The organism is Helcococcus kunzii ATCC 51366, assembly GCF_000245755.1.
In the GTDB taxonomy this organism is placed as follows: Bacteria; Bacillota; Clostridia; order Tissierellales; family Peptoniphilaceae; genus Helcococcus; species Helcococcus kunzii.
Map to the genome: position 1 here is coordinate 459,295 of NZ_JH601088.1, position 12,091 is coordinate 471,385.

At 29.5% G+C, this 12,091-nt stretch carries 8 protein-coding genes; all 8 read left to right on the forward strand.

Going from position 1 to position 12,091, the window contains the following annotated elements:
* Positions 1-531: 531 nt before the first annotated feature.
* The 8 genes from HMPREF9709_RS02015 to HMPREF9709_RS02050 all read left to right on the forward strand — a co-directional run bounded on the left by HMPREF9709_RS02015 (position 532) and on the right by HMPREF9709_RS02050 (position 12,090).
* Complete coding sequence (locus HMPREF9709_RS02015) at positions 532-1,440, forward strand: class C sortase (protein WP_005397461.1); 909 nt, start codon at positions 532-534, stop codon at positions 1,438-1,440.
* Positions 1,441-1,607: 167 nt separating this feature from the next.
* A complete protein-coding gene (gene ftsE, locus HMPREF9709_RS02020) occupies positions 1,608-2,297 on the forward strand; it encodes a cell division ATP-binding protein FtsE (protein ID WP_005397463.1) in 690 nt (229 codons plus the stop codon).
* Entirely contained in the window at positions 2,284-3,210 is a 927-nt protein-coding gene (gene ftsX / locus HMPREF9709_RS02025; protein WP_005397465.1) for a permease-like cell division protein FtsX, read from the forward strand. Before ftsE ends, ftsX begins: the two co-directional genes overlap by 14 nt.
* Entirely contained in the window at positions 3,200-4,639 is a 1,440-nt protein-coding gene (locus tag HMPREF9709_RS09490) for a murein hydrolase activator EnvC family protein (RefSeq protein WP_005397467.1), read from the forward strand. The genes ftsX and HMPREF9709_RS09490 overlap by 11 nt, the downstream gene beginning before the upstream one ends.
* A 211-nt stretch (positions 4,640-4,850) precedes the next feature.
* On the forward strand, positions 4,851-6,101 hold the full coding sequence (locus HMPREF9709_RS02035) for a S41 family peptidase (RefSeq protein WP_005397469.1): 1,251 nt from the start codon (positions 4,851-4,853) through the stop codon (positions 6,099-6,101).
* A gap of 19 nt (positions 6,102-6,120) precedes the next feature.
* Positions 6,121-8,097 carry an excinuclease ABC subunit UvrB gene (gene uvrB, locus HMPREF9709_RS02040; RefSeq protein WP_005397471.1) on the forward strand — a complete coding sequence of 659 codons (1,977 nt, stop codon included), beginning with the start codon at positions 6,121-6,123 and terminating at the stop codon, positions 8,095-8,097.
* Between the two features lie 8 nt (positions 8,098-8,105).
* Entirely contained in the window at positions 8,106-10,931 is a 2,826-nt protein-coding gene (gene uvrA / locus HMPREF9709_RS02045) for an excinuclease ABC subunit UvrA (RefSeq protein WP_005397474.1), read from the forward strand.
* A 223-nt stretch (positions 10,932-11,154) separates the two neighbouring features.
* Positions 11,155-12,090, forward strand: coding sequence for a metal ABC transporter solute-binding protein, Zn/Mn family (locus HMPREF9709_RS02050; RefSeq protein ID WP_005397475.1), 936 nt, complete (start codon positions 11,155-11,157; stop codon positions 12,088-12,090).
* Position 12,091: the final 1 nt, after the last annotated feature.

A 12,091-nucleotide genomic window follows, 5' to 3' on the forward strand; every position in this document is an offset into this window, starting at 1 on the left:
AAATTCTATATAAGAAGTGAAGTGGAATTTTTCATATACGCACAATGCTGCAAATATAACAGAAAATTCTATATAAAATAGTGTGGGTAAAGGGTGTGATGTGGGAAAAAGATTTACAAATTTTATGTAAGGAGTAGAGAGGAATTTTTAGATAAATACCGTTTAAATATTGGGTCAACTACGGAGCAAAATACAAATTTAGGGATAAGCTCTGTTTAAATATTGGGTCAACTACGGAGTAAAATACAAATTTAGGGATAAGCTCTGTTTAAATATTGAGTTTACTACGGAGCAAAATGCCGATTTACTTATATGCTCCGTATAAATAATTTTTATCTGCGTTTACAATTACAACTTACAGTTACAATTGTAAGATATTTCTAATAATAACATTCTATTTCTTTATTAAATTATCTAAAATTTATTTTTTTTTTGATATAATTAATACAAATAAAATTTGTTAGTGTAATATGTTTTAGATGCTATTTGGAAAATGAAAGATAATGTGATTCGGGTATTAAAGAGGATTATATGAAGAAGAGAAAAATTTTAGGATATTGTTTGATGATTGTGGCGTTAATTATTCCTATATATATGTTGACTAGTATGTCTATTGATAGGTTTGCGCCCAATAAAGAGTATTCTAATTATGCTGAGAGCAGTAAGAAAAATGTTCAGGAATATAAGATAATTAAGTCAAAAATCAAGGATTATAATAAAAAGTTGACCGAGGGAGATGCTAGTATAGTTGATCCATTTAGTACTGAGGATTATAAGCCTGCGTATGATTTTAGTGAGAATGATGAGGACTTTATTCTTGGGTATGTTAAGATTCCTAGGCTGGATATTAATTATCCTTTAAAACTTGGAACAACGGAACCTAATATAAGATATGGGTTTGGGCATGTGGATGGTACGTCCCTTCCAGATACTGGTCCAGGAACTAGGAGTGTGATTGCTTCACATAGGGTTACAAGGACAGCATTGATGTTGTATTATATCAATGAGATACAAGAAGGTGATGTATTGCTTTTGGACTTAGGTTATAAAGTGATTAAATATAAATATAAAAGTACTGAAGTGATAGATCCATCTGAATGGGAGAAACTTTTACCTGTTGAGAATGAAGAGTTGATTACAATTTTAACTTGTGATCCTCCTGTTCCACCTTTTAATAAGAGGATACTTGTAAGTTTTGAAAAAGAAGAGGAGCTAATTTCTAAGGAATCAAATATAAAAAAAGAGGAAAATAAAGTTAAGTCTGAAGTTGTTTCAAGGGAAGAGTTGACAAAATTTTATGATGAAGAGAAATTGCCGAAGGAACAAAATAATGCAAATGTGCAAGTTTTACCAAAAGTAATTTTAGCTGTTGCAATTATTTTATGGCTATTGTTATTTATTTTGATTGTTAGATTTATCAAGATTTTAAGAAAAAGATAGAGAATGTTATATATAAATCGAGATTTCAAGCTGATTTTCATAGTTTGAGGTCTCGATTTTTACAATTATTACAAAAATGTTAAAGTTTAAAATTTCCTAACGATTTTGAAATACTATTTTAACCTTTTTGTAACCTTTTGTGATATAATTCGTTCTAGGTGGTTAATATGATTGAATTTGAAAAAGTTACAAAACAATATTCTAAACAAATTGTTGGTATTAAAGATGCATCTTTTCACATTGAAAAAGGTGAATTTGTTTTTATAACTGGTCCAAGTGGTGCTGGAAAATCCACAATCACAAGGCTGTTATTAAAAGAAATTGATCCCGATTCTGGAAAGATTTACTTAGATGGTAAAGACATTACTAAAGTGTCTAGGAGAGAGATTCCAATAATTAGGACAAAAATTGGAGTTGTTTTTCAGGATTTTAGATTATTACAAAATAGATCAATTTACGAAAATATAGAATTTGTTTTAGATGTAAAAGGTTATTCCAGAAGTGAAAAACAAAAAACAATTGACAAAGTTTTAGATTTAGTTCATTTAAAACACAGAAAAAAGGCATTACCAAATGAATTGTCTGGTGGGGAAAAGCAAAGAGTTTCAATAGCTCGAGCATTATCTATTAGCCCTGAGGTTATCTTAGCGGATGAGCCTACAGGTAATCTTGATCCAGTGACAGCATGGGAAGTAATGCAATATTTTGAAGAAGTTAATAAATCTGAAGGTACTACTATTATAATTAATACCCATTCTAAAGAAATTGTAGACAGGATGAATAAACGTGTTATTACAGTTTCTAGTGGTCACATTATAAGGGATTCTGTAGGAGGTTATTTATATGAAAGCAATTAGAAGGCTTATAAATACTCTTAGAGAAGGTATCAAAGGTATATGGAAACATAGACAACTTGGATTGGTTTCAGTAACTTCTACATTTTTTACACTTTTTGTTATAGGGATTATTATAATAATTACTGTGAGCATAAATAGTATGGCTCTACAAGTACAAGGTAAAGTAAATGATGTAGAAATATTTATTAAAAACGGATCGACTGAAATACAAATTGAAGAGTTGAGACATAAAATTGAAAATGACGGTATAGAAAAAACTGTGAAATTTAGATCATCGGAAGAAGCTCTTAAACTTATGAAAGACAGTTGGGGAGAAAATTCTGAGTTGCTAGAAAACATACAATCTGATGGCTTATTGCCAGCTTCATTTGTTGTTCAATTATCTGATATTAGTCAAGCTGAAAAGTTTGTTAAATCTTTAGATGGAGAACCAATAATCGAAGATGTAAATTACTACAAGGATTTAGTAAATCAAGTATATAAACTATCAAATTATTCTAAAATATTCGGTTCAATACTTGTTCTTGTATTAATTTTTGTTTCACTATTTGTTATTTCTAATACAATAAAATTAACTGTAGTGTCGAGAGCACATGAAATTGGTGTAATGAAAAATGTAGGGGCTACAAACAATTATATTAGAATTCCTTTTATTATAGAGGGAGTTTTTTATAGTGTATTTGCATCGGCATTATCATTTTTAGCAGTATATTATCTATACGATTTTATTTATACAAAATTCGGTGTCAAAATAATTGAAAACTTTTCAATTATTAATTTAATTAAACCGGAATTATTAAAAACAAGTTTATTACAAATTTTCTTATCATTAGGATTTGGTATTGGAGTTTTAGGCTCAATATTTTCAATAAGAAAGTATTTGATTGATAGAGAGGTTAAATATGTCAAGTAAAAAAATAATAATTAAAATAGCATCATTTATTTTAGGCGTTACTTTTTATTTAGGAAGCGTTGCTTCAAGTTATGCTTCAAGCGATTTACAAAGAAAACTAGATGAATCTAGAAATAATCTACAAAACATTCAAGAAAATATTGATAAAAAAGATAATGAAATTAATTCATATAAAAACGAATTAAATACTAACAAAAATCAAAAAGTTAACGTTAATGAAGAACTTAAGAAATTAAAAGATGAAAAAGCTTCATTAGAAGAACAAATTAATTTCATTAATGCGCAAATTCAAAACACTTTAGATAAAATCTATGATATCAAAAGTGAAATTCAAGCGGTTGAATCAAATATTAGTTTGAAAGAAAAACAAATTAAAAAGCTTGAAAAAAGAATTGCGGATAATACAAAGCTACTAGAAGAAAGATTAATAGCTATGTATAAAATGGGTGATGCACAAAAAATTGAAATATTATTATCATCAAATGATATAAATGATTTCTTATCAAGAAATAAGATGATGACTACAATTACTCAGTATGATCAAAATTTAATTAATTCATTAAAAGAAGATAGAACAAAATTAAATAAATTAGTTACAGAGTTAAATGGTCAAAAGAAAGTTCTTGAAATTTCAAAGAAAAATGCTGAGAATGAAAAGAAAGAATTAGAAAATCAAAAATCCATTCAAGCTAAATTGTTAATACAAGTTAAAGAAAAAGAAAATCAAAATTTTGAAAGACTTTCAGAATTAGAATCAAAAATTTCAGAATATGAAGATTATCTAAATGAAAGATTGTCAAGTAAAGAAAAACTTGAAATGGATAAATCTGATTTAGAATTCGAAATTAAAAACCTAGAAATTGAAATTCAAAGAGAAATTGAAAGAAAACAAAGAGAAAAAGAAGAAGCTGAAAGAAAAGAAAGACTTGCAGCTGAAAGAAAAGCTAAAAGAGAACAAGATGCTAGATTAGCAGCACTTGCTGAGAAAAAGAAAGAATTAAAAGAAGTAGAAGAAAAAATCGATAACTATACTCCTCATTCTACAAGATTAGCTTGGCCAGCAGGAGTAAGATATATATCAAGCTATTATGGTTGGAGAACTGCTCCAATTTACAGTGGGGCACAATTCCATGCTGGAGTTGATATTGCGGGTCCACTTGGTACACCACTTTATGCAGCAGAAGAAGGTACAATTATCTATGCTGGATGGAGAGGAAATTATGGTAATTGTGTAATCATTGACCACGGAAATGGTATGACTACAAGATATGGACACTTAAATGCAATAACAGTAAGTGTAGGACAAAGAGTTTCAAGAGGAGAATACATAGGACCAATGGGAACTACAGGATATTCAACAGGCTCACATGTACACTTTGAAGTTAGAATTAATGGAGCTACAAGAAATCCATTAGATTATATAAGATAATATTTTTTATTAAAAGAGCTGTTGCAAAATAACTTTTTAGTTATTTAACAACAGCTCTACTTTTAGGTTTCAATATTTCAAAACATTTTAATATTCCAAAAAAATAATCATTCTAAAACAGTCCTTTTAATCCTAAAAATAAGTAAATTATAAATTTATTTTATATAGTGATATAATAAATAAGAATAATTTTAGCTTAAGGAAGGTAATTATGTCAAAAAAAATAAAAAATGTTGTAATTGCATCCCTTTTTGGTTTAGCAATTATCGTTAGTTATATGATGGGTACAAAGTCATCAAATCTTATGACTATTGGCAATCAAAATGAGACGGTTTCAATAGGTAATAAAGAAATAAAAGATATGCTTAATTTAAAAGGTGATTTAGATTATAAAAAGATAATAAAAAACATCGATGAATTAGAAAAAATCATTAACACATATTATTTAAATAAATATAGTAAAAAAGATTTAGAAGAAGGTATTTATAAAGGAATAATGGAATCACTTAAGGATCCATATTCCGTATATTATGATGCAAAAGAATTTAAAGCATTAAATGAACAAACCACAGGCGCATTTGGTGGGGTGGGTATACAAGTTAGCCCTACTGAAGATAATTATATAGAAGTTATTTCTCCATTAAAAGATACGCCAGCTGATAAAGCGGGTATAAGATCTGGAGATATTATAATGCAAATTAATAATCAAACTTATACAGGCTCGCAATTAGAAGATGCGGTTAAAGTGATGAGAGGAAATCCGGGTGAAGAAGTAAAACTTACCATTTTAAGAGGTAAGGGTGCATCTAGAAAAACACTTGAATTTGTAGTTAAGAGAGAAATAATTAAAATGGAATCTGTTCATGCAAAAATGATTAATGACAATATTGGGTATATATTATTAACAGGGTTCCAAGATGAAACAGATGAGGATTTTAAATCTGCAATTAAAGATTTAAAAGAAAAGGGAGCTAAGAAATTTATCCTTGATTTAAGAAATAATCCTGGTGGGTTATTAGATGTAGCTTTAAGTATTGCGGATGAATTAATGGACAAAGCAACTGTGATTTCTGTAAAAGATAAAAATGGAAATAAAGAAGACTATAAGACAGAAGATGGAAGTGAAAAATTTGAACTAGTAACATTAATTAATGAGGGCTCTGCTTCAGCATCAGAAGTATTATCTGCTGCATTGAAGGAAAATGGAAGAAGCAAAATAGTAGGTGCTAAATCATATGGTAAAGGTATTATTCAACAAATTTATCCTGTGAATAATATTAATCCAGGAGATGGACTAAAAATCACTATTGCTGAGTTTTTCACTCCAAATGGAAATAAAATACACGGAGCAGGTATCTCTCCAGATTATGAAGTAAAGATACCAGAAAGTGTGACAAATATAGGTGTTGAACATTTACAAGATGATACACAATTAAAGAAGGCGATCGAATTATTAAAATAGTAAATAGAAAAGAGAGATAATGGCAAATTTCAACTTACAATCAAAATTTAAGCCTATGGGAGATCAGCTAAATGCTATTAATAAATTGGTTGAAGGTTTAAATAAAGGGGACAAATATCAAACATTGAAGGGTGTAACTGGGTCAGGAAAAACTTTTACAATGGCAAATATCATTCAAAAAGTTAATAGACCAACACTTGTTTTAGCTCACAATAAAACATTGGCTTATCAGTTATATCAAGAATTTAAAGAGTTTTTTCCAAATGATTCAGTAGAATATTTTGTTTCATATTATGATTACTACCAACCAGAGGCTTATGTTTTTGCAACGGATACTTATATTGCAAAAGATTCATCTGTTAATGATGAGATAGATAAAATGAGACACTCTGCTACGGCAGCGTTATATGAAAATAGAAATGTAATAATTGTTTCTTCAGTTTCCTGTATTTATGGTTTAGGGGATCCGATTGATTATGAAAATTTAACGGTATCACTTCGACCAGGTATGGAAATTGAGAGAGATGAAGTGCTAAAAAAATTGGTCAATATCCAATTTACAAGAAACGATATTGATTTTTCAAGAGCAACATTTAGAGTTCGTGGGGATATAATTGATATTTTCCCTGCGAATGCTACTGAAAATATTTATCGCGTAGAATTTTTTGGCGATGAAATTGATAGAATTTCAGAAATAAATTATTTAACTGGGGAAATTATAAATCATTTAAAACATATTTTAATTTTCCCAGCTTCTCATTATGCGACTTCAAGAGATAAAATTTCAGCAGCGGTTAAGAGTATAGGTGAAGAGCTGCAAGATAGATTAAAATGGCTAAAAGATAATAATAAACTTGTTGAAGCTCAAAGATTAGAGCAAAGAACAATTTATGATATGGAAATGTTAACCGAAGTAGGTTTCTGCTCAGGTATTGAAAACTATTCAAGACATTTATCACAAAGACTAGCTGGTTCACGTCCATATACTTTGCTTGATTATTTTGACGAAGATTGGTTATTAATGGTTGATGAATCTCATGTTACTTTGCCGCAAGTTAGAGGTATGTATGAAGGGGATAGATCTAGAAAACAAAATCTTGTCGATTATGGCTTTAGATTACCATCTGCATTAGATAATAGGCCATTAAAGTTTCATGAATTTGAGAGCTTGATCAATCAAGCTATCTTTGTGTCTGCAACTCCGGGGCAATATGAAAAAGAACATCAAACTATAGAAGTTGAACAAATAATTAGACCAACAGGATTACTTGATCCTCTAATTGAAGTAAGACCAACAAAAAATCAAATTGATGATTTGATAAATGAAATCCAAGCAAATACAGAAAAAGGATATAGAACATTGGTTACAACTCTTACAAAAAGAATGGCAGAAGATTTAACCGATTTTATGAAAGATCATGGAATGAAAGTTACATATCTACATTCTGATGTTGACACAATTGAAAGAGTTGAGATACTTAGAGATTTAAGAATTGGTAAATTTGATGTACTTGTTGGTATTAACCTTTTAAGAGAGGGGCTTGATTTACCGGAAGTTTCACTGATTGCGATTATGGATGCAGATAAAGAAGGATTTTTACGTTCTGAGACATCGCTAATACAAACAATCGGTAGAGCGGCGCGAAATGTTGAAGGTAAGGTAATAATGTATGGTGATTCAATAACTAATTCAATGGAAAGAGCCATTGAAGAAACAAATAGAAGAAGAACCATTCAACAAAAATACAATAAGGATCATGGAATTGAGCCAAAGACAATTATTAAAGATATAACTGAAATTTCAACAATATCAATGGCAGCTGAAGATATGGATGAATACAATCTAGAAACATCTTCTATTGACTCAAACAAATTACATGATATTATTATTAATCTTGAACAAGAAATGATGAAAGCGGCAGAAATTTTAGATTTTGAAAAAGCAGCAAGTTTAAGAGATCAAATTAGAAAATTAAAAAATGAATACGGAATTTAGGGGTTAGAATGAGTTTAGAAAAAATAACGATTAAGGATGCCAGAGTAAATAATCTTAATCATATCAATCTAGAATTACCTAGAGATAAAATGATTGTATTTACGGGCTTATCAGGATCTGGAAAATCTTCTTTAGCCTTTGATACAATTTACGCAGAAGGGCAAAGAAGATATGTTGAATCTTTATCTTCTTATGCTAGACAATTTCTAGGTCAAATGGATAAACCTGATGTAGAATCGATTGAAGGTCTTTCTCCATCTATATCAATAGATCAAAAGACTACAAATAGAAATCCGAGATCTACAGTTGGTACAGTGACAGAAATATATGATTATTTAAGATTACTTTACGCGAAAATTGGTATACCACATTGTCCTGTGTGTGGAGAAGAGATTAAAGCTATGTCTATCGATCAAATGGTTGACAGAGTTATGGCATTAGAAGAAAAGAGCAGGATATTAATACTTTCACCTGTTGTAGTTGCAAAAAAAGGTGAACATAAAAAAATCATAGATAATATTCAAAAACAAGGTTTCACAAGAGTGAAAATAGATGGTGAAGTCATTGATTTATCTATTGATGAAGTAAAAATTGATAAGAATAAAAAACATGATATTGAAATTGTAGTAGATAGACTTGTAATAAAAGAGGGGATTGAATCAAGACTTTCTGGTTCATTAGAAACAGCACTTGAACTTTCTGAAGGTGGAAGAGTGCTTATAGATGTGGTTGGAAAAGAAACATTTATCATGTCTTCATCATTATCATGCCCAAATGGACATATGTCATTAGGTGAAATTTCTCCAAGAATATTTTCATTTAATGCACCATTCGGCGCATGTGAGGCGTGTGATGGTATAGGATATCACAAGTCAATTGATATAAACTTAGTGCTTCCAGATAAGTCACTAACATTAAATGAAGGTGCAATTAAACCTTTTGCTAATTCAAAAAAGGGGACATATTATTATGAAATCATAAAAGCGATAGCTAAAAGATATAATTTTGATATGGATACTCCTTTAGATAAAGCTCCAAAAGAAATGATTAATGAATTGCTTTATGGTTCTAAGAAAGAAGTCACATTTACTTTCAATTCTCATTTTAGACATCAAGGGAAATCTACAACAATTTTATGGGAAGGTGTTGTTGAAAATCTATCAAGACGACACAGTCAATCATTTTCAAATGCGATGAAGGAAAAAATTGAAGATTATATGGCTGAAGTGACATGTGAAAAATGTCATGGTCAAAAACTTAAAGATGAAGTTTTAGCCATCACGATAATGGGAAAAAACATAATTGAAATAACAGACTTATCAATAAAAGAAGCTTATGACTGGGTAAGTAATATTGATTTAGATAAATCATCAATGATTATTTCAGAACCTATAGTTAAAGAAATAAAGGCAAGATTAAATTTCTTAATAGAAGTTGGTTTAGATTATCTAACAATGTCAAGAGCTGCAGGAACTTTATCAGGTGGAGAATCTCAAAGGATCAGATTAGCTACTCAGATTGGAGCTGGACTAGTTGGTGTGGTTTATGTGTTAGATGAACCAAGTATTGGATTACATCAAAGAGATAATGAAAAGTTACTTAAATCTTTAAGAAATCTGACAAGTCTTGGAAATACATTGATAGTAGTAGAGCATGACGAAGATACTATGAAAGAATCAGATCTTATAGTAGATATTGGACCTGGTGCTGGTGTGCATGGTGGAAATGTCGTAGCCTATGGAACCTATGATGAAATAAAGAAAAATAAGGATTCAATAACAGGGCAATATCTTTCTGGGAAAAAATTTATTCCAGTTCCAGAAGAAAGAAGAAAACCAAAAGGATTTATTGAAGTTAAGGGTGCTAAACAAAATAACTTAAAGAATATTGATGTTAAATTTCCTTTAGGAGTATTGACTTTAATTACAGGAGTGTCAGGATCTGGGAAATCTTCATTGGTAAATCAAATTTTTTATAATGGATTAATGAAGAAGCTACATGGATCTAGATTAAAAGTTGGGGATCATAAAGAAATCATTGGAGGAGATCAAATTGATAAGATAATTCAAATTGATCAAAGCCCAATTGGTAGAACTCCACGTTCAAATCCTGTAACATATACCAAAACTTTTGATAATATAAGAGATGTATTTGCTCAAACAAATGAAGCAAAAATTAGAGGGTATGATAAAGGTCGATTTTCATTTAATGTTAAAGGTGGTAGATGTGAAAATTGTAGCGGTGATGGTGTAATTAAAGTAGAAATGCACTTTTTACCAGATGTCTACGTACCTTGTGAAGTATGTAATGGTAAGAGATATAATAGAGAAACATTACAAGTTAAGTATAAAGATAAAGACATTTCAGATGTATTAAATATGACGGTTGAAGAAGGTTTAGAATTTTTTAAAGCTCATGAACCGATACGAAGAAAACTTCAAACTCTATATGACGTTGGATTATCTTATATAAAATTAGGCCAACCTTCTACAGAATTATCTGGGGGGGAAGCTCAAAGAATAAAACTTGCGTCTGAGCTTGCAAAAGTTTCAACAGGTAATACTCTGTATGTGTTAGATGAACCGACCACAGGTCTTCATACTGCGGATATCCACAAACTTATAAAAGTATTAAATGAATTGGTCGAAGCTGGAAATACAGTTGTTGTAATAGAACATAATCTTGATGTTATAAAAACAGCAGACTATATCATTGATCTTGGTCCAGAAGGTGGAGATAAAGGTGGAGAAATTGTTGTAACAGGTACTCCAGAGGAAGTTGTAAAAAATAAAAAATCATATACTGGAAAATTCTTAAAACCATATTTAAAATAAAAAAGAGAATGAGTTAACGTGTTTTGATAATGCGTTGACTCATTTTTTATTATCTAGTTTACTTAGTCTTAAACTCTTGAAATCATTGCTGACGATATCCCAAAATATATATTTAGGTAAACCTAATAAAAATATTTGACATATCAAATTTAAATGATATAATTTTTTTATCATATGAAAATAAAACAATTGGCCAATTCATAATTTTAATAAGGAGATTTTTATGAAGAGAAAATTATTAGCATTGTTTTTAGTTTTATCATTAATCTTTGTAGGTTGTCAAAAAGGTGGAGAACAAGCCAAAAAGAGTGATAAAAAACATGTCACTGTAACTACAACTTTTATTAATGATATGGTTAAAGTGTTAGCAAAAGATTATGTTGACGTTGAAATGATAATCCCAGCAGGAGAAGATCCACATCTATATGTAGCAAGACCAGATGATTATAAAAAAATTAAAAATGCAGATTTATTGTTATATCACGGATTACATTTTGAAGGAAAGATGAATGATATCTTAAAAGAAAAAGGGGAAGCTATTACAAAAAGTTTTTCAGAAAGTGATATTGGAAAAATGGAAGAAGATGGTAAAACTGAAATAGATCCACATTTTTGGTTTGATATCAATTTATACAAAACAGCATTTACTGAAGTAAAAGATTCATTATTAAAATTGTTATCTGATTTGCCAGAAAAAGATAAAAATATGATAAATGAAAACTATGAAAAATATACTAAGGAATTAGACGCATTAGATAGTGAAATAAAAGAAAAGATAGCTCAAATTCCAGAAAATCAAAGATATTTAGTAACACCACATGATGCTTTTAACTATTTCTCAAGAGCTTATGGTATGAAAGTAGTTGCTCCACAAGGTGTAAGTACTGAATCCGAAGTATCAAATGTTGATATAGAAAAAACAGCTGACTTTATTGCAAAAAATAAAATTAAAGCAATATTTGCTGAAAGTACAACAAATCCTGATAGAATGATTAAATTACAAGAAGTAGTTAAGTCTAAAGGTTTTGAAGTTAAAGTTTTAAGTGGAGAAGGTAAAGAACTATTTTCTGACTCACTAAGTGGTGAAGGAGAAAAAGGAAGTAATTATCTTGAAATGTACAGACATAATGTAGATTTAATTGTAGATAATTTAAAATAAG

Excerpts from the sequence above, each read along its gene's own strand:
- ftsX (WP_005397465.1), top strand. The coding sequence starts at position 2,284 with ATGAAAGCAATTAGAAGGCTTATAAATACTCTTAGAGAAGGTATCAAA.
- HMPREF9709_RS02015 (WP_005397461.1), top strand. The coding sequence starts at position 532 with ATGAAGAAGAGAAAAATTTTAGGATATTGTTTGATGATTGTGGCGTTA.
- uvrB (WP_005397471.1), top strand. The coding sequence starts at position 6,121 with ATGGCAAATTTCAACTTACAATCAAAATTTAAGCCTATGGGAGATCAG.
- ftsE (WP_005397463.1), top strand. The coding sequence starts at position 1,608 with ATGATTGAATTTGAAAAAGTTACAAAACAATATTCTAAACAAATTGTT.
- HMPREF9709_RS02050 (WP_005397475.1), top strand. The coding sequence starts at position 11,155 with ATGAAGAGAAAATTATTAGCATTGTTTTTAGTTTTATCATTAATCTTT.
- uvrA (WP_005397474.1), top strand. The coding sequence starts at position 8,106 with ATGAGTTTAGAAAAAATAACGATTAAGGATGCCAGAGTAAATAATCTT.
- HMPREF9709_RS09490 (WP_005397467.1), top strand. The coding sequence starts at position 3,200 with ATGTCAAGTAAAAAAATAATAATTAAAATAGCATCATTTATTTTAGGC.
- HMPREF9709_RS02035 (WP_005397469.1), top strand. The coding sequence starts at position 4,851 with ATGTCAAAAAAAATAAAAAATGTTGTAATTGCATCCCTTTTTGGTTTA.